19 protein-coding genes are annotated in these 18451 nt (G+C 60.1%); 8 read left to right on the top strand and 11 right to left on the bottom strand.

The features are described from left to right. Positions 1 to 19 precede the first annotated feature (19 nt). Both ABNU55_RS12325 and ABNU55_RS12320 read left to right on the top strand, forming a co-directional pair. Entirely contained in the window at positions 20 to 1573 is a 1554-nt protein-coding gene (locus ABNU55_RS12325; RefSeq protein ID WP_290751247.1) for a carbon-nitrogen hydrolase family protein, read from the top strand. Next, positions 1570 to 2874 carry an MFS transporter gene (locus ABNU55_RS12320; protein ID WP_290760065.1) on the top strand — a complete coding sequence of 435 codons (1305 nt, stop codon included), beginning with the start codon at positions 1570 to 1572 and terminating at the stop codon, positions 2872 to 2874. The genes ABNU55_RS12325 and ABNU55_RS12320 overlap by 4 nt, the downstream gene beginning before the upstream one ends. On the opposite strand, the gene ABNU55_RS12315 is transcribed toward ABNU55_RS12320, so the two are convergent. Together ABNU55_RS12315 and ABNU55_RS12310 are read right to left on the bottom strand one after the other, a co-directional pair. Further along, positions 2839 to 3258, bottom strand: coding sequence for a PaaI family thioesterase (locus tag ABNU55_RS12315; protein WP_290751242.1), 420 nt, complete (start codon positions 3256 to 3258; stop codon positions 2839 to 2841). The two genes, ABNU55_RS12320 and ABNU55_RS12315, sit on opposite strands and share 36 nt — an antisense overlap. Continuing rightward, on the bottom strand, positions 3255 to 3770 hold the full coding sequence (locus ABNU55_RS12310) for a PaaI family thioesterase (protein ID WP_290751240.1): 516 nt from the start codon (positions 3768 to 3770) through the stop codon (positions 3255 to 3257). Before ABNU55_RS12310 ends, ABNU55_RS12315 begins: the two co-directional genes overlap by 4 nt. Before the next feature lie 106 nt (positions 3771 to 3876). On the opposite strand from ABNU55_RS12310, the gene ABNU55_RS12305 reads away from it, so the two are divergent. Genes ABNU55_RS12305 through ABNU55_RS12285 form a run of 5 tightly spaced genes read left to right on the top strand, consistent with a single transcriptional unit; the run spans position 3877 to position 8373 of the window. Further along, positions 3877 to 5208, top strand: coding sequence for an NAD(P)-binding domain-containing protein (locus ABNU55_RS12305; protein ID WP_290751238.1), 1332 nt, complete (start codon positions 3877 to 3879; stop codon positions 5206 to 5208). Between the two features lie 30 nt (positions 5209 to 5238). Beyond that, the gene (locus tag ABNU55_RS12300; protein ID WP_290751236.1) at positions 5239 to 5931 is read left to right on the top strand and encodes a M23 family metallopeptidase; all 693 of its coding nucleotides are present in this window, start codon (positions 5239 to 5241) and stop codon (positions 5929 to 5931) included. Between the two features lie 19 nt (positions 5932 to 5950). Then, positions 5951 to 6625 (top strand): DUF6498-containing protein, encoded by a 675-nt coding sequence (locus tag ABNU55_RS12295; RefSeq protein ID WP_290751234.1) that lies wholly within the window; start codon positions 5951 to 5953, stop codon positions 6623 to 6625. 51 nt (positions 6626 to 6676) lie between these two features. Beyond that, a complete protein-coding gene (locus ABNU55_RS12290) occupies positions 6677 to 7309 on the top strand; it encodes a TetR/AcrR family transcriptional regulator (protein WP_290751232.1) in 633 nt (210 codons plus the stop codon). Positions 7310 to 7323: 14 nt separating this feature from the next. Continuing rightward, on the top strand, positions 7324 to 8373 hold the full coding sequence (locus ABNU55_RS12285) for an alpha/beta hydrolase (RefSeq protein WP_290751230.1): 1050 nt from the start codon (positions 7324 to 7326) through the stop codon (positions 8371 to 8373). A 170-nt stretch (positions 8374 to 8543) separates the two neighbouring features. On the opposite strand, the gene ABNU55_RS12280 is transcribed toward ABNU55_RS12285, so the two are convergent. After that, complete coding sequence (locus ABNU55_RS12280) at positions 8544 to 9215, bottom strand: SOS response-associated peptidase (RefSeq protein WP_290751228.1); 672 nt, start codon at positions 9213 to 9215, stop codon at positions 8544 to 8546. A 129-nt stretch (positions 9216 to 9344) separates the two neighbouring features. On the opposite strand from ABNU55_RS12280, the gene ABNU55_RS12275 reads away from it, so the two are divergent. Next, entirely contained in the window at positions 9345 to 9989 is a 645-nt protein-coding gene (locus ABNU55_RS12275) for an OmpA family protein (protein ID WP_290751226.1), read from the top strand. A gap of 67 nt (positions 9990 to 10056) precedes the next feature. Here ABNU55_RS12275 and ABNU55_RS12270 read toward each other — a convergent pair whose 3' ends face one another. From ABNU55_RS12270 to ABNU55_RS12235, 8 genes are all read right to left on the bottom strand, one after another. Then, the gene (locus ABNU55_RS12270; protein ID WP_290751224.1) at positions 10057 to 10692 is read right to left on the bottom strand and encodes a hypothetical protein; all 636 of its coding nucleotides are present in this window, start codon (positions 10690 to 10692) and stop codon (positions 10057 to 10059) included. Between the two features lie 173 nt (positions 10693 to 10865). Beyond that, complete coding sequence (locus ABNU55_RS12265; protein WP_290751221.1) at positions 10866 to 13097, bottom strand: 3-hydroxyacyl-CoA dehydrogenase NAD-binding domain-containing protein; 2232 nt, start codon at positions 13095 to 13097, stop codon at positions 10866 to 10868. A gap of 15 nt (positions 13098 to 13112) precedes the next feature. After that, positions 13113 to 13283 (bottom strand): hypothetical protein, encoded by a 171-nt coding sequence (locus ABNU55_RS12260; protein ID WP_290751219.1) that lies wholly within the window; start codon positions 13281 to 13283, stop codon positions 13113 to 13115. 4 nt (positions 13284 to 13287) lie between these two features. Continuing rightward, positions 13288 to 14493 carry an acetyl-CoA C-acetyltransferase gene (locus tag ABNU55_RS12255; RefSeq protein WP_290751217.1) on the bottom strand — a complete coding sequence of 402 codons (1206 nt, stop codon included), beginning with the start codon at positions 14491 to 14493 and terminating at the stop codon, positions 13288 to 13290. Between the two features lie 24 nt (positions 14494 to 14517). Then, complete coding sequence (locus ABNU55_RS12250) at positions 14518 to 14700, bottom strand: hypothetical protein (RefSeq protein WP_290751215.1); 183 nt, start codon at positions 14698 to 14700, stop codon at positions 14518 to 14520. 4 nt (positions 14701 to 14704) lie between these two features. Then, complete coding sequence (locus tag ABNU55_RS12245; RefSeq protein ID WP_290751212.1) at positions 14705 to 15868, bottom strand: acyl-CoA dehydrogenase family protein; 1164 nt, start codon at positions 15866 to 15868, stop codon at positions 14705 to 14707. Between the two features lie 162 nt (positions 15869 to 16030). Continuing rightward, positions 16031 to 17812, bottom strand: a complete 1782-nt coding sequence (locus ABNU55_RS12240) for an acyl-CoA dehydrogenase C-terminal domain-containing protein (protein WP_290755277.1) — start codon at positions 17810 to 17812, stop codon at positions 16031 to 16033. Positions 17813 to 17903: 91 nt separating this feature from the next. Then, positions 17904 to 18380: a MerR family DNA-binding transcriptional regulator gene (locus ABNU55_RS12235; RefSeq protein WP_290755274.1), complete on the bottom strand. Its 477-nt coding sequence runs from the start codon at positions 18378 to 18380 to the stop codon at positions 17904 to 17906. Positions 18381 to 18451: the final 71 nt, after the last annotated feature.

Raw genomic sequence — 18451 nt, 5'->3', positions numbered from 1 at the left:
AGCAAGATCAGGGGGTTGAATGCCCAGCGAGAGAACAAAGGCGTCTGTTGTCGTCCGCAATGCGACGCTGGACGATGTGGCGGCCATCGCGGCACTTGTGCTGAAGGTCTATGGCCGTCCAGCGGACGGCTATACGCCGGGCATGCTGCGCGGACAGATCTCGTCCTTTCCGGAAGGCCAGTTCCTCGTCGAATACGACGGCGAAGTCGTTGGCTATGCGGCGAGCTTTCTGGTAGCCGAAGACCTGGCGCTCAAACCCCATGACTGGATCGAGATTACCGGCAATGGCTATGCCGCCCGCCACGACCCGGAAGGCGACTGGCTCTATGGCATGGAGGTCTGCGTCGACCCGGAGATCCGGCGCACGCGCATTGGCCAGCGGCTCTATAATGCGCGCCAGCAGCTCTGTGAGGACTGGGAGCTGAAAGGCATCGTCTTTGGCGGGCGTATGCCGGGCTGGAAACGCAAGCGCAAACAGTATCCCAACCCCGAGGACTATGTCGAAGCCGTCCGCGCGCAAAAGATCACCGATCCGGTGATCCGCTACCATTTGCGCGCCGGGTTTGAGCCGATTGGCGTGCTGCACAACTATCTCGAAGAGGACACAGACAGCGGCGGCCATGCCACGCACATGGTGTGGCGCAACCCGTATGCCGTGGAAGTGAAGCCAACCAGCAAGGTCTCCTACGCCACGAAGGAGCGCGTGCGCGTCGCCACGGTCCAGGTTCAGATGCGCGCTGTGAAAAGCTTCGAAGAGTTCATGAGCAATGTGGAATATTTCGTCGATGTCTGCTCTGACCGGCGCGCGGACTTTGTCGTCTTCCCTGAGCTGTTCACACTGCAGCTTCTCGCCTTCGAGAAGCGCAAGCTGCGCCCGGCTGAGTCGATTGAGGCGCTGACCCGCTATACCCCGCGCTTCGTCGATGAGATGCGTGAGCTTGCCATCTCCTACAACATCAACATCATCGGCGGCTCCCACCCGACGCGCACCGATGATGGTGACATCCAGAATGTTGCCTATGTCTTCCTGCGCAACGGCTCCGTTCACGCGCAGGAAAAGATCCATCCGACCCCGGATGAGCGCCACTGGTGGAATATCAAGGGCGGCGACAGCGTCGACGTCATCCCGACCGATTGCGGCCCCATCGGCGTCCTGATCTGCTATGATTCCGAATTCCCGGAGCTTGCTCGCCGCCTTACTGATGAAGGCGCGCGCATCCTGTTCACGCCGTTCTGTACCGACAGCCGCCAGGGCTATCTGCGGGTGCGTTATTGCTGCCACGCCCGCTGCATCGAGAACCAGCTCTATGTCGTGACCTCCGGCTGTACGGGCAACCTGCCGAATGTCGAGAATATGGACATCAACTATGCCCAGTCGGCCATTCTGACGCCGTGCGACTATCCATTCGCCCGCGAAGGCATTGCCGCTGAGATCGCCGAAAATGTCGAGGCGGTCGTGATGGCGGACCTCGACCTCAACGATCTCAATTTCGCGCGGTCCGAGGGTACGGTCAGGAACCTAAGGGACCGGCGGTTCGACCTTTACCGCGTGGCCTGGAAGGATGGCGGTTGAGGCTTCCCGCGCTTGATCGAAACAAGCCGTTAAGGCTTGGCAGCCTGATGCTGCTCTATGCTGCTCAGGGCGCGCCGGAAGGCCTTCTTTACATCGCTGTCCCCGCCTGGTTCGCCTCGCAGGGGGTCGGGGCGGATGCGATTGCAGGTTATATCGCGGTCATCCTGCTCCCTTGGAGTTTCAAGCTCTTCAATGGTGTCCTGATGGACCGCTTCACCTATGCGGCCATGGGACGAAAACGGCCATGGCTGATCGTGGCGCAGCTGATCCTGATTGCGAGCCTTCTGTGGTTCGCCAGCCTCGCGCCGCCGGACAACAGTCTTTACTGGTTCGCCGTGGCCGGTTTTGCCGTGAATTTCGCGGGCGCGTTTCAGGACGTCGCGATTGACGGCATGGCGATTGATATTCTGGACGAAGAGGAACGTGCCACGGCCAATGGCCTGATGTGGGGCGGCAAGACACTCGGCACCGCCGGCTTCGCGTTTCTTAGCGGCCGCCTCATCGGCGATGAGGGTCATGGGCTCGCCGCGCTGGCGACCGCATTTTTCGTTGGCCTCGTCATGCTGGCGCCGCTGCTTTTGAGGGAGCGGGAAGGCGAGAAACTGATGCCATGGTCGGCTGGGAAGGCCTCACCGCGCACGCGCAGTGTTCAGGTCAAGCGCTGGTGGCCGCTCCTTAAAGGCGTCTTCCTGGCCATGAAACGCCCGGCCAGCCTGATGCTTGCAGGCGGCATTCTGGTCGCCTTTCTGGCGTATGGGCTGAAAACGGCCTTCTCTCCGGCGCTCGCCGTGCAGAAGCTGGAATGGAGCCGCGAGCTTTTCACCGACCGGGACGCTACCGCAGACCTGATTGGTGGCCTGTTCGGTATCTTCGTCTCAGGATGGCTCGCGGACCGGGTCGGGCCGCTCAAGGCGCTGGGCGGCGCGCTTGCTGGTATGGCTCTGCTCAATGCGGCAGCGATCTGGTTCTGGTCCTCAGGCGATTTCTATTTGGGCTATCTTCTTCTCTACAGCGTTCTTTTCGTCCTGATGTCGGTCTGCACCTATGCTATCGCCATGGGCCAGTCCCAGGGCAGCGTGGCCGCAACACAGTTTTCCATCTTCATGGCGCTTCTGAATTTCGGCACAAGCCTTGGCGCTGGCCAGCTTGGCTGGGTGCGTGCCTCAGGCGGATACCCGGCAGCCTTTGCCGCCTGCGCGGCGCTTAGCCTGCTGGCGATCGGCTTCTACGCGGTCTCGGTCGCCTTCAATCAGCGACTCGAGCACTCAACCCTCCTCAGAGACCAGGAAATGCGCCTGTAGAGCTGTCACCGGCTTGTCCTTGTCGCCCTGCCAGGCTTCGGCCCGCACGCTTGCCATACGCCGGCCCAGCTTGTGGACGATGGCGTGCGCGTACAGATCCTCACCGCCCTTGGCACTTCGAAGATAGTCGATGGTGAGGTTGATGGTCTTGGGCAGGCGTTGAAGGTCGGACTGGAGATAAAGCTGGGAGATGGCGGTCATTTCCAGAAAAGCACCTGTGGCGCCGCCATGCAGGGCGTTGATCGCGCGATTGCCGATAAACATTTCCTGAAAGGGTAGCCGGGCGATCAGATTGTCGCCTTCGATGTCCACCTTCATGCCGACAAAGCGGGCAAAGGGGGTGCGGTCGAGAAAGGCCTGAAGCTGGTCTGCGCGTGAACTCATTGGCCTTCTCCAAGCATCTTGTTGGCGATATCCATGGCTTCATTGCCGCTGGCCCAGCGGGTAATATCGTTCAGCGCAAATGTGCCTGCTGCCGTCGCGATCACCTTGTCCCGGCTGTCATGATAGGCCCAGGCACGTGTGAAGGCGACGTTCCGGGTCACGTGATAGCACTCTGCTTCAGCGAGGATGTCGCGTCCCTTGTCGGCCGGCCGCATATAGTCGATCCGAAGGTCCAGCGTCGCCATGGACATAGGCTTTTTCAGCGCCGTATTGATACAGAAACCACTCAGATTATCGAGAAGTGCGGTCAGGACCCCGCCATAGATAACGCCCGTTTCAGGATCGCCCACCAGGTCTTCGCGCCAGCCAACCTTCGCGAAAGCGCGGCCTTTCTCAATGTTCGTCAGCTCGATACCGAGCGCGTTGGCCCACGGAACCGTCGACATCGCTTTGCGTGTATGCTGCTTCATCAGCTTCAGCATCATGTCCTGATGCTCGCCCTCTTCGCTCATGGAGATGTCCTCGCTACTGTTGCCGCGACGTGAAATTGACGTCCGCTTGATCCTCGATACCATCCCGGAAAGCGAACACAACAAGTGACGCTGCGGGAGGAAATCAATGGCATTCGACGCACACACAGGTGGCAAGGCCTGCATCATCGGGGCGGGCTGTTCCGGCTTCACTATGGCCAAGCGCCTGAAGGATTATGGCATTGCCTATGACTGCTTTGAGATGTCGGACGATATTGGCGGCAACTGGTACTATCGCAACCCGAACGGCCTCTCCTCCTGCTATCAGAGCCTCCATATCGACACGTCGAAATGGCGTCTTGCCTTTGAGGACTATCCGGTCCCTGAAGAGTGGCCGGACTTCCCGCATCATGCCCAGCTGCTGCAGTATTTCCACGATTATGTCGACCATTTCGGCCTGCGCGAGACGATCACCTTCAATACCGAAGTGATCAAGGCGGAACGCCGCAGCGACGGCGACTGGGACGTGACGCTGTCGACCGGTGAGACAAAGACCTATCAGTGGCTGTTCGTCGCCAATGGTCACCACTGGGATGCCCGGGTCCCGGACTATCCCGGTGAATTCAACGGCTATCAGGTGCACTCTCACCACTATCGCGACCCGTTCGAGCCCTATGACTTCCGCGGCAAGCGGGTGCTCGTGGTTGGGGCCGGCAATTCGGCAATGGACATCTCGTCCGAGCTTTCACAGCGTCCGATTGCTGAAAAACTCTTCATCTCCATGCGCCGCGGCGTCTGGGTCCTGCCGAAATATATGAACGGCCAGCCGGCCGACAAATCGGTCCTGCCGGGCTGGATGCCGACAAAGCTCGGCCGCAAGCTTGCGCGCGCCTCGATCAAGAAGCGCGTTGGCAATATGGAGGATTATGGCCTGCCCAAGCCTGACCATGAGCCGCTGGACGCGCACCCATCGGTTTCGGGCGAGTTCCTGACCCGTGTCGGCTGCGGGGACATTTCCCCGAAAGGGGCCATGGAGCGGCTCGATGGGGATGGTGTCGTCTTCGCGGACGGAACGCGCGAACAGCTGGACGCCATCGTGTGGGCGACAGGCTATAATATCAGTTTCCCCTTCCTGACCGACCCGGACATCCTGCCAAAGGACAACAAGATCCAGCTCTACAAACGCATGGTCCGGCCGGGCTATGAGAACCTTTTCTTCCTTGGTCTCGCCCAGCCGCTGCCGACGCTGGTGAACTTTGCCGAACAGCAGTCAAAGCTCTGCGCCGCAAAGATTGCCGGTGAGTATGAGTTCCCGCCAGAGACCGAGATGTGGGACATCATCAAGGAAGACGAGCAGTTCCATCTGGGCCATTTCTACGATGCGCCGCGTCATACGATGCAGGTCGATTTTAACGCTTACGTAAAGGATCTCATGAAAGAGATAGAGCGTGGGCGGAAGCGCGTGAAAGCCACCGCCTGAAATGGTTAATCGGACCGATGGATGGCGGATATGTTGCGCATCTTGCTTGCAAGTCTGGCGGGCGCGTTTCTCGTAACAGCCTGCGGCACGACCCCCGCGCCTGTCTTCTATCCCAATCGCGGGGCTGAACGTGTCGAGGCTCCTGCCGCCATCACCGCGACCGCCAGTGTGAGTGCAGAGCAGGGGCCCTTCCAGCCGGATGCGGACCTCTATCTCTGCCCCAACAGCACGATCACCAATGCCTTTGCCTATGATGACAATCTGCGCGTCATCGACTTCAACCCGATCATTCTCGTTGACGGCAAGGTGGTTATGGCGTCCGTGCCGACCAATAATGCCTGCATGACATCCGGTTTCGGCCACCGGATGGGCCGCACGCACAAGGGTCTGGACTTTCGCTCACGCCCGGCCGGTATGGTCTATTCAGCCGCCCCCGGCACGATCCGTGAGGCAAAGCGCAGCCCCAGTTTCGGCAACACCATCCTGATCGATCATGGGCAGGGCGTCTTCACCCGTTACGCGCACCTCGCCAATATCGAGGCCGGCGTGGAAGCCGGGCGCGACATCGGCTTCGGGCAGCCCCTGGGCATTATGGGCACGACAGGGCGCAGCACCGGTATCCATCTTCATTTCGAGGTTCTGACCGGCAGCTATCCCAGCAGCCTGACGGCGTATAATCCGCTTTCCTTCCCGCCCTATATAGGCTTAACCGCAGCCTACTGACCGAGGGCAGGGTGGGGACATGGGCAGGCTGACACCAGAAGCGCTGGCGCGCGCTTACCGGGACCCGGTCTCGTGGGTGATCCTGGCGGTCGATCTCTTTCCGCTTATCGCCGTTTTTCAGCTCGGCTGGGGCGCGGCGGCGCTTGTCTTTCTCTATTGGCTCGAAAACCTCCTACTGGGTCTCATCACCCTGCTGCATATGGCCGCTGCCTCCGCGCGCCATGGTCTCAACGCGCTCCTCGGCTGGGCGGCGCTCGGTGCCTTCTTTACCTTTCACTACGGGATGTTCTGCTTTGTGCACGGCGTCTTCCTCATGGCTTTCTCGGAAATCTCCAATGGGGGCGGCACGGTCCAGTTCGATCCATTCGATCTTGTGAATTACGCATTCTCCACGGGCACCGGCATGATCTGGTTCGTGGGCGCGATCCTTACCTTGCAGGTTTTCCTCTTCGTTCGCGATTTCCTCCTGCGCGGCGAATATCGCGAGACCAACCCCATAACCGAGATGGCCAGGCCCTATGGGCGGGTCGTTGTCCTGCACTTCGCGCTCTTCGCCGGGTTCGCACTGCTGGTTCTGTTCAATGAACCGCTGGCGGGTGTTCTCGCCCTGATCCTGGTCAGGGCCGCGTGGGGCGTGCTGCTCTCAGTACGCCGGCAGGAAGAAATCGCACACCTGCGAGCTGACCAAAGTTGACGGGGCGTCATCAATCTGGTGACTGCTGAATTTGTTGCAGAAAGGCGGACCATGGACGCGAGAGTCGAGCAGGAAGAGCTTTCCGGAAAGCGCGCACGCGCCAAGGCCGCGAACCGTCAGGCGATTCTGGAGGCGGCGCGCCAGGTCTTTGCGCGTATGGGCGCCGATGCGGCGACCGTTCGTGACATCATAAGAGAGACCGATCTCGCGGCCGGCACCTTCTACAATTATTTCCGCTCCAAGGAAGAAGTCTTCGAGGCGCTGGCCAATGAAGGGGTTCAGCGGTTCCGCTCACGTCTGGCATCTGTGCGCGCCAGGGCGACCTCATTGGAAGCCTATCTGAAGGCTGCCTACAGCGCCTATTTCGAATTCCTCAATGAGGAGAATGAAGAGGCGATCGAGCGAGGCGCGCCGCATGCGGCCATGATCGGTGTACGGGTCGACACGCCGGAAATGCATGCGGTTTTCGAGGAAATCCGCGCCGACTTTGAACATGTGGCGCAGTCCTCCGGCCTTTCCCTTTCCGACTCCGGTTTTCTCACCGCAGCGGCAATAGGGATTGCGCGGGAAGTTGGGGATCATATGCTGCGCAGGCGTCCGGTCGATACGGCGGGCGCCGTTGAATTTGCGACCCAGCTCTTCATGAACGGGGCAGGGACGCTGGCGACGACACGGAAGAAATAGAAGGCAGAGCGGCTATGAGCTTGCAGGCGACGATTGCAAAACTGCTGATGAAGCTTCCAGGGGGCCTTCTGGTCAAACTTTCGGGCGGCGAACCGCTCGTCCTTGGCGGGCGCACGCTGGATCCACGTTTCCAGTTCATGATGGAGGGCGCAAAGCGCCAGCCGCCCATGTCGAGTCTCTCCCCCGCCGAAGCGCGGGCCGCCTCGGCGGCGGGTCTTGCCATGTTCGCCGACAAGCCTGAGCCGGGCGTTTCGTGGAGTGACAGCGAGATCCCCGCGACCGATGGCCACAAGATTCCGGTGCGCATATACAGACCGGACAATCAGGACCCGAAGGCGCCCATGATGGTCTATTACCATTTTGGCGGTGGCGTGATCGGCGACCTTGAGACCTGCCATGTCTTCTGCACGATGATCGCGAAGGCCGCCGCCTGTCCGGTGCTGTCGGTCGATTACCGCCTGGCGCCCGAGCATAAATTTCCCGCCGGGCTTGAAGACTGCATCGATGCATATGAATGGGCGCTGCGTAATGCAACCAAACACGGCGCACCCGCAGGCGCCGCGACGATTGGCGGCGACAGTATGGGCGGCAATTTTACTGCCATTGTCGCTCAGGAAATGATGCGGGAGCGCAAGCCGATGCCGCTTCTCCAGCTGATGATCTATCCGGCGACAGAGATCGAGGACGAATTTCCATCCTACCAGACCTATGGCGAGACCTATCCGCTGGACGCCGAGACGATGCGCTGGTTCATGGAACAGTATATTCCAGACGGCCAGGACAAGTCGGATGTGCGGCTTTCACCCGCGCGCGAAACCCGTCTGGAAGACCTGCCGCCAGCTATCATTGCGACAGCCGGTTTCGACCCGCTCGTCGATGATGGCGCTGCCTACGCCCAGCTCCTTCGCAAGGCGGGCGTGAAAGTGACCTATAAATGCTATGACAGTCTGGCGCACGGCTTTACCGCTTTTACGGGCGCTGTTCCGGCGGCACGGACGGCCTGTGAAGAGATCGCCCGCCTGGTGGCAGAGGCTTATCGCGGACTGGAAATAGAAGACGACTAGACCTGCGCCATTTGCAGGCGCAGTGATCTGTTCAGGTCGTGGAAGCGGTCTGCCTCAGGCAGCGACCGCAGCAACGGCGAGCAGTGTGACAAAGATAAAATAGATCGTGCGCATGTTATTTTTCTGTCCGGAAAGCTTTAAGAAACTGTCACACTGACGGTTCTAGCCGCCTATTGTTCCTGAATCAAACCGGAATGATCGTTTCGCACATTGCCAACATCGGGATGCGCCGGCCTTATGTCCATCTCCTCAGACCCGAATGGGGCCAGCAGGTCGCCGACACGGTCCTCGAACGGATCCAGCCAGCGGGCGAAGTCGCTCTGGCGCAGGATGACGGGCATGCGCGGGCCTATTCCGGCGACGGCATCATTCGCTTCAGTGGTCAGTACGGCGAAACTGTGCAGCTCAGACCCTTCTATAAGGGCCACATCATATAGACCCGCCAGACAGAAATGACGCCGGTTACGCAGGCCGATGGCAAAGGGCGTTCTGGCGCCTGGCCGTCCCGTCCAGTCATAATAGCCGCTGACCGGTATAAGGCATCGATGATGGCGGTAGGCGCCCCGGAAGACCGGCTTTTGCGCCGCAGTTTCCGATTTCGCGCTGAAGCTTGAAAAGGATTTCTCACTCAGCGGCTTCTTCCACCAGGAGGGCACGAGCCCCCAGAGGGCGGGTGCCAGCTCGACATGACCGGCATGTGCCCGCCTTAATATGGGCTGATAGGAGCCGGGTGCGGCATTGTACGTGGCTTCGGGCGGATCGGTCTCATCCGGCGGCACGAGATTGAGCCAGGCCTGATAATCGGACCAGCTGACGCCATGCCTGAAGTAACGTCCGCACATGTTGTCTAGTATTCAGAAAAATAAGCTAATGTCATCAAGTGGTATTGGAACCAAGCAATAAAGCCAGCGTTCCAGACCAAAGGCCTCCATCGTTGGGTTGGGGGTATTTTCTCATGAGGAGACACTTCGATGAACAAGATGATGATTGGCGCAGCAGCAGCTGCATTCGTTCTTACGGCCTGTGAAGGCACCGGCCTCTCGCAGAACCAGGCTTATGGTGCAGGTGGCGGTGCGCTGGCTGGCGCAGCCCTGGGCACGCTCGCAGGTGGCGATGACGGCCGTAACGCAGCAATTGGCGCAGCCGTGGGCGCGCTGGCTGGCGGCGCTGTCGGTACCTATATGGACCGTCAGGAACGTGCCCTGCGTGAGCGCACGGCCAATTCGCAGATCCAGGTGGAGCGCCAGGGTGACCAGATCGCCCTCACAATGCCGTCCAATTCCAGCGTCAATTTCGCTGTGAACAGCGCGGAACTTCAGGGCAGCGCCTATGGTCCGCTGAATGAGATTGCCGGCGTTCTCCAGGAATACCCGTCCACCCGCGTCGATGTTGTCGGCCATGCCAGTGCCGACGGCCCTGACGATTACAACATGCGCCTGTCCGAACAGCGCGCAAACACGGTCGCAAACTACTTTGTGAGCCGCGGCGTTGAGGCTGTCCGCATCTCCGCCTATGGCCGTGGTGAGACACAGCCGATCGCCAGCAACGAAACGCAGGCAGGCCGCGCCGCAAACCGCCGCGTTGAAGTTCTGCTGACGCCGGTGACGACCAGCTAGGTTCGACCGGCTTAAGGCGAAAATAGAGAAGGCCGCAGCAGAGATGCTGCGGCCTTTTTTTATGTGCCTAGGCTTTCAGGGCGGCGATATCCGCCTCCAGTCCGAACGTTATCCACCGGGTAAATCGTTTGAGCTGCCCGGTCATGTCCGCGACGCTGGTCTTTTCAGGGTCAATCAGGCGCTGCATGGCGAGGAACATTGCATTGAAGACGATATGGGAGGCGGCCTGCCGGGCAGCCTCAGTGGAGAGCACGCCGTTGCTGGATTTCACGAGCCCTTCGCCAAGCGCATCCGCCGCCGGCTCCAGAACGCTGGCCTGGTAGTGGGCATAGACCTCGCCATCGGCCATGGCCTCACGCAGGGCAAAGACATGTTGCCGGATATAGGACTCGTCGCTGCCCGCCCGGCTAGCCAGTGAAAGATAGATCGAGATCGCCTCACTCACCGTCTCCGCCCTCTGGCGCATCGTCTCCCTTATCCCCCGGGTCGTGTCTCTGAGGTGATCGAAAAGGGCGATCACAACACCGCGGCGGTCGCCGAAATAATGGCGGAGACTGACATCGGAGACGCCGGCGCCGATTGCGAGCTGCCGCAGCGAAGGCTGGACCACGTGTTCACATTCGACATAGGCAAGCATCGCCTCGAGGAGAGCGGTCCGCTTGTCTTCATAGTCCTGATTTCTGACGCCCGCGGGTCTGGCCATTCAAAAGTCCTGGGCAGTGATCGATGACGAGTTTGATCGCCCCTGATAGGCACAGAATAGGCTGCGTAAAAATTCAGTTCCGAACAGTCTGGCAGTAATCTGCATAGGTATCGCAGTAAAAAAGGCCGGAGCGCGGGCTCCGGCCTTTCTCATTCAGGTGTGCTTATGGACTTTTAGGCGGCTTCCTTTGCCTTCACGCCGCCCGGCGGGAAGCGGTCATAGAAGCCTTCACCCTTCTCGGCCATGTCCTTGAGAAGCTGCGGTACGGCAAAACGCTCGCCATACTTTTCTTCCATCTTCTTGGCTTCCTCGACAAAGGGCTTGATGCCCCAGATGAGGTCCACATACGAGCAGCAGCCGCCCGTATAGGGCGCAAAACCCCAGGCCAGGATGGAGCCGATGTCGCCGTCGCGGGCGTCGGTGATCACGCCTTCCTCAAAGCAGCGGGCAACCTCGATCGCCTGACGGATCAGGAGGCGGTTGATGTAATGCTGTTTGAGTTCCGGCGGGCACTCATCGACCGTGACGTCGATACGGGTGTTGAGATCCGGCCAGAGGCGTTCCGGCTTGCCCTTCTCATTATAGTCGTAGAAGCCCTTGCCCGCCTTGCGGCCAACGCGGCCATTGTCCTCGACCAGCCAGGCCAGGAACTGGGTGCGGTCATCGGTCTGTATGTCGACGCCCATGGCCTCTGCGGTTGCGCGCGTCACCTTGAGAGCGGTGTCCAGACCGACGGAGTCAGAGACTTCCAGCGGGCCCATCGGCATGCCTGACTGGCGCCCGACATTCTCGATGATCGCCGGCTTGATGCCTTCGGCCAGCATTTCCATACCTTCGCGTGTATAGGTGCCGAAGCAGCGCGAGGTGTAGAAGCCGCGGCTATCATTGACAGCAATCGGCGTCTTGCGGATGGCGAGGACATAGTCGATCGCCTTGGCCAGTGTCGCTTCCGTGGTCTTCTCGCCGGAAATGATCTCGACAAGGCCCATCCGCTCCACCGGGGAGAAGAAGTGGATGCCGATGAAGTTCTCCGGACGGTCTGATGCCTTGGCAAGGCCCGTGATCGGGAGGGTGGAGGTGTTGGACCCGAAGACGGCATCCTCGCCCAGCACTGCTTCGGCCTGCTTGGTGATCTTGGCTTTCAGCTCTTCATTCTCGAACACGGCCTCGATGACGAGGTCGGCGCCCTTCACATCATCATAATTGTCCGTAGTGGTGATGAGATCGAGCAGCTTGTCGCCCTTCTCCTGGGTGGACTTGCCGCGAGAGACATCCTTCTCGACGAGACGGCGCGAATAGTCCTTGCCCTTCTCGGCATTTTCCTTGGACACATCGACCAGAACCGTCGGGATACCGGCCTTGGCCTGAACATAGGCAATGCCTGCGCCCATAAGGCCGGCGCCGACCACGGCGATCTTCTTGAACTCTGTCTTCGGATAGCCATCCGGACGGTTGCCGCCCTTGGAGAGGGCCTGCGTCGACAGGAAGAGCGAGCGGATCATCGCCTTGGCTTCCGGGCGCGACTGGGTGTTGATGAAGTAACGCGTCTCGATGCGAAGACCGGCATCGATCGGCACCTGAATGCCTTCGTAGACGCAGGAGAGAATGTTCTTCTGGGCCGGGAAATTGCCATAGGTCTTGGCCGCTACCATCATGTTGGACATGGTCGCGACCTGACCGGCACCCGGGCTCTTGTGAGGCACGCCGCCCGGCACCTTGAAGCCTTTCTCATCCCACGGGGCCTTGGCCTCCGGATTGGCTTTCACCCAGGCTTTCGCCTTCTCAACGACGTCAGCGCCGGGGGCCAGCTCCTGAATGACGCCCATCTCGTGGGCCTTCTTGGCATCGAAGCTCGTGCCCTGAAGGATCAGCGGAAGTGCGGCCTGGACACCGACGAGACGCGGCAGGCGCTGCGTGCCGCCTGCGCCTGGCAGGAGGCCGATCTTGGCTTCCGGCAGACCGAACTGCTGTTTGGGATTGTCGTTCGCGGCGACGCGGTAATGGCAGGCCAGAACAACTTCGAGGCCGCCGCCAAGTGCCAGACCGTTCAGTGCACAGGCCACCGGCTTGCCACAGGTTTCAAGCTGGCGCAGCGTCTTGTTCAGGGTAAAGCCCTGCTCGAAGCGCTCCTTCAGCTTCTCGTCTTCGCTCTTGGCGCTGTCGTCGGAAGAACCGGCGCGGTTGCCCATTTCGCCAAGATCGGCCCCGGCGCAGAAACCGCTCGGTTTGCCGGAGGAAATGACGAGCCCCTTGATCTTGTCATTGGAGGCCACTTCCTTGGCGATGGCAACGATATCGGCCACCGCCTTGCCGGTCAGCGTGTTCATGCTCCGGCCCGGTACGTCGAAAACGGCATGCGCAATGCCATCGCCGTCAATGTCGAATTTGAATGTCTCGAGATTCATCTTGCTCTTGTCCTGTTAGTTTCCGGGCGCGCTGCGCGCTCCGAGTGCGAGGCCGAAGACGACCCCAAGGGCGATGCCCATGGAGGTCCCGGTCGCAAAGTTTCCTGTTGCCTGTCCCAGGGCGGCGCCGGTCGCGAGACCGACGCCAATACCGAGGGGCAGAAAGGCGCGAGAGGGCTTGCGCACCGTCCTACACCCGTTCGATGATCGTCGCTGTGCCCATACCGGCACCGACACAGAGCGTGATCAGCGCGGTTTCCTTGTCGGCGCGCTCAAGCTCGTCGACCATGGTGCCGAGGATCATGCCCCCGGTTGCGCCCAGCGGGTGGCCCATGGCAATCGCGCCGCCATTCACATTCATCTTGTCATGCGGAATATCGAGCGCCTGCATCATACGCAGGACGACCGCCGCAAAGGCTTCGTTCAGCTCGTATATGTCGATGTCACCGACCTCCATACCGGCTTTCTTCAGCGCCTTTTCGGTCACATAGGACGGGCCTGTCAGCATGATGCCGGGCTCTGAGCCGATAGAGGCCATCGACCGGATGCGGGCACGCGGCTTCAGCCCGAGTTTCTCGCCAGCTTCCTTTGAGCCGAAGAGGACAGCAGACGCACCATCGACGATACCGGAAGAATTGCCGGCATGGTGGACATGGTCGATGGATTCGAGTTCCGGATAACGCTGCTTGATCACCTCGTCGAAGCCCATGCCGCCCATGCCGACAAAGGACGGGTTTAGCGATGCGAGCGACTGCATTGTGGTGTCGGGACGCATATGCTCGTCATGGTCGAGGATGACGGCGCCCATCTGGTCCTTGACCGGGATGATGGACTTCTTGAAGCGGCCTTCTTCCCAGGCGCGCGCAGCCCGCTTCTGGGACTCGATGGCGTAAGCGTCGACATCGTCGCGTGAGAAGCCCCATTTGGTGGCGATCGTGTCGGCGCCCACACCTTGGGGCGCGAAATACGTCTTGAAGGCCACCTGGGGATCCGTTGACCAGGCACCACCATCGGCGCCCATCGGGACGCGGGACATAGCTTCCACACCGCCACCGATTGCCATATCGGCTTCACCGACCATGACCTTGGCGGCTGCCATGTTGCATGCCTCGAGGCCCGAGGCGCAGAAGCGGTTGACCTGAACGCCAGCTGTTTCCTGCGAATAGTCTGCATTCAGTGCGGCAACGCGGGCGATATCGGCGCCCTGCTCGCCAACCGGCGACACACAGCCGAGAATGACATCGTCCACATAAGATGTGTCGAGCTCATTGCGGTCGCGCACGGCCTGCAGGGCCTGCGTCGCCAGCGAGAGCGAGGTGATCTCGTGCAGCGAACCGCTCTGCTTGCCCTTGCCGCGCGGGGTGCGCACGGCGTCGTAGATATAGGCTTCGGTCATGGGTGAAAGCTCCTTTCAGGATACTCAGAATTTCATGTTTTTAAGTTGACGAAGGACGATCAGGCCGATCACGAGCGAGCCAAAGCCAAGCGCAATCGGGGCAAAACCACTGACACCCGCACCGGGGCGCGCAAACTCGACATAGGTGCCCAGAAGGATCGAGATGATCCCGAGGACGATAGATGCTATGCCGAGCCAGCGGATCATGAGGCTACATCGTCCTCGCGATCAGCATTTTCATGACTTCGTTCGCGCCGCCATAGATGCGCTGGACGCGGGCATCGGCATACATCTGGCCGATGGGGTATTCGTCCATATAGCCATAGCCGCCATGCAGCTGCAGGCATTCGTCGATGATCTTGCACTGCAGGTCCGAGATCCAGTATTTCGACATGGACGCCGTGGCGGCATCGAGCTTGTTCTCCAGCAGAAGCTCGGTGCAGTGATCGGCGAAAACTTTCGCGACCGTCGCTTCGGTCTTGCACTCGGCCAGTTTGAACTGGGTGTTCTGGAAATCCCAGATCGTTCCGCCAAACGCCTTGCGCTGTTTTACATAGGCGGTCGTTTCTGCAATGGCGCGCTCGATCATGCCGACGCCCTGGAGGCCGATGACATGGCGCTCCTGCGGCAGCTTGGTCATCAGCTGGACAAAGCCCTGGCCTTCTTCGGCGCCGAGCAGGTTGGACGTCGGCACCCGCACATCGTTGAAGAACAGTTCTGAGGTGTCGGCCGCCTTCTGGCCGATCTTCTCAAGGTTCCGGCCGCGCTCAAACCCTTCGACTTCGTCGGTTTCCACGACGATCAGGGAAATCCCCTTCGCGCCGAGGCTCGGATCGGTCTTCGCGACTGTCACGATCAGATTTGCCGTCTGACCATTGGAGATGAAGGTCTTGGAGCCGTTGATGACGTAGTGATTGCCATCCTTCTTTGCTGTCGTCTTGACCGCCTGAAGGTCTGAGCCTGTGCCCGGCTCGGTCATGGCGATGGCGGCAATCAGCTCACCGGAGGCAAGGCGCGGAAGCCATTTCTTCTTCTGCTCTTCAGATCCGAAAGCTTCGATATAGGGGGCGATGATGGCGTTGTGCAGCGTGATGCCAAAGCCGTCGATGCCTTTCCATTGCTGCTGCTCGATGATGACGGCCTCATGGCGGAAATCCCCGCCTGCGCCGCCATATTCTTCTGGAATCGACGCACAGAGAAGACCCGCCTCACCGGCCTTCTTCCACATCTCTTGGGGGACATAGCCCTGCTTGCGCCACGCTTCGACATGCGGCTTGCATTCGCGCTCGAAAAACTGGCCCACGGCATCGGAGAAGATCGAGATCTCCTCATCCTGGCGCCATTTTGCCGGCGGCACGCCCAGTATGTCTCGCATGAATTTCTCCCTTCCTCGTGTCTGTATCGACAAGTTGTCGTTTACGTTCACGTCAATTTATAAGGCTCGCCCTCTTGTGGGGCGAGTCCTCACGCAGCGTCATACTGCGCGACATTTCGCAGCCTCCCGCAGCCGGCCTGGAAACCGGCTGCGGGAAACGTCTCAGAACCGGTCCGCCTCCAGCGCCATCAAGGGCTCTGCGCCTGTCTTCAGCTTGGCAAGATGGGCCGCCGTTTCCGGCAGGATACGGCTCATATAATAGCGTCCAGTGACGAGTTTGTCGTCATAGAAGGGGTCGTCGCCACGTTTCTCCAGGGCGGCCTCGGCCATCTTGGCCCACATGAAGCCCAGCGCGGTGAGGCCAAACAGGTGGAGATAGTCGGTCGAGGCGGCGCCGGCATTGTTGAAGTTGCTCATGCCGTTCTGCATCAGCCAGGTCGTGGCGTCCTGCAGCTCGGCTTTCGCCTGGCTGAGGCCCTCGACGAACGGCTTCATCTCTTCATTGCCTTCATGCTGGCCGATGAAATCGTCCATCTCTGCAAAGAAGGTGAAGACGGCCCGGCCGCCATTGGCCGCCAGTTTGCGCCCGACAAGGTCAAGCGCCTGGATGCCGTTTGTGCCTTCATAGATCAGCGCAATGCGCACATCGCGGACAAATTGTTCGACGCCCTGTTCGCGGGTAAAGCCGGTGCCGCCATGCAGCTGGAGCGCATCATTGCAGGCCTTCAGCCCGCGGTCGGTCAGGAAGGCTTTCACCACCGGCGTCATCAGCGCCATATAGTCGCCGGCCTTCTCTTTCATCTTCTCGTCTGGTGACTTGTGAAGCAGGTCGCCATGCAGCGCCGTCCAGTAGGTGAAGAGGCGCCCGCCCTCGACAAAGGATTTCGTATCCATGAGCAGGCGGCGCACATCCGGATGGACGATAATCGGATCGGCGGGCTTGTCCGGCGCGGCCGGCCCCGTCAGGGCGCGGCTCTGCAGGCGTTCGCGGGCAAAGTCCGCTGCATTCTGATAGGCGACCTCTGCCTGGGCAAGACCCTGCAGGCCAACGCCGAGACGCGCCTCGTTCATCATCACGAACATGGTGCGCATGCCCTTATGCTCATCGCCGACCAGCCAGCCGGTCGCGCCATCATAATTCATGACGCAGGTGGCGTTGCCGTGGATGCCCATCTTTTCTTCGAGACCACCGCAGGACAGGGCGTTGCGTTCGCCCAGCGAGCCATCTTCCTTGACCATGTATTTCGGCACGACGAAGAGCGAGATGCCCTTGATGCCTTCCGGCGCGCCTTCGATGCGCGCCAGCACCAGATGGACGATATTGTCTGTCAGGTCCTGCTCACCGCCCGAAATCCAGATCTTCTGGCCAGTAATCTTGTAGGAGCCATCCTCCTGAGGGACCGCCTTGGTCTTGATGAGGCCGAGATCGGTACCGCATTGCGGTTCGGTGAGGTTCATCGTGCCGGCCCATTCGCCGGTTGCCATTTTCGGCCCGTATTTCTGCTTCTGCTCGTCGGAGCCGCCCGCCATCAGCGCTTCATACGCGCCGGAGGTCAGGCCCGGATACATCGCGAAAGCCATATTGGCTGATGACATCATTTCGCTGATCGCAATCGAGAGCGCGTTGGGCAGGCCCTGTCCGCCCATTTCCGGCGTCTTCGACAGGAGGGGCCACCCATTCTCGACGAACTGTTTGTAGGCGTCTGGAAACCCGTCGGGTGTCTTTACAGATGCGTCTTCGGCGCGCTTGCAGCCTTGCGCGTCGCCCACCTTGTTGAGCGGAAAGAGAACCTCACTGGCGAACTTTCCACCCGTCTCCAGGATCTGGTCCACAATGTCGGGCGTCGCGTCGGAAAAGCCCTCAAGGTTGGAATAGTTCTGGAGGGCCAGGACGTCATGGAAAATGAACTGCATGTCCCGGATCGGCGCGTCATAACGTGGCATCTGTTTGCTCTTTCTGGTCTTTATTACGAGGAAACCGGCCCGCAGGTTTCTGCAGGCCGGTAACGTTTACTGTCTGGGTATGGAAAGGACTTCAGGCATCGTCCAGTTGCTTGCGCGCCACCGCATCATAGGCAGCCACGCTTTCAGCCTGTTCATTGGCCGGGCCGATCTTGGAAAGGTCGTTCTCCAGCCATTCAATGCCTTTGCGGAGTTCACCGAGAGCAATCTCGATGTCTTCGCGCTGATTTTCGAATTCCTTGACCTGGTTGCGGAATTTCTCGAGCGTCTTGCGCTTCTGGGCGCGCTCATTGTCGCCGAGACCGTAAAGGTCCAGGATTTCACGGATATCGGCCAGCGGCAGGCCGAGGCGTTTCATACGCACGATGATCGTGACCCGGGCACGGTCGCGGTGGGAATAGACGCGCGTCATGCCGTCCCGCGCGGGGTGCAGCATGTCCTTGTCTTCATAGAAGCGCAGCGCGCGCGGCGTAATGCCGAATTCGCGGGCAAGCTCCGAAATTGAGTAGGTCCGTGTCTCCGAGATGGAGATGGAAGCTGTGTCTGGCATGATATCCTCCTGGGTTTTGTTATTTACGTTTACGTCAATGTTACCCTTACCTTTCCGTCAAAGTAAAGCCC

Source organism: uncultured Henriciella sp., assembly GCF_964005855.1.
In the GTDB taxonomy this organism is placed as follows: domain Bacteria; phylum Pseudomonadota; class Alphaproteobacteria; order Caulobacterales; family Hyphomonadaceae; genus Henriciella.
Note: the sequence above shows the minus strand (reverse complement) of the source record. Positions and strands in the feature narration are given on the sequence as shown.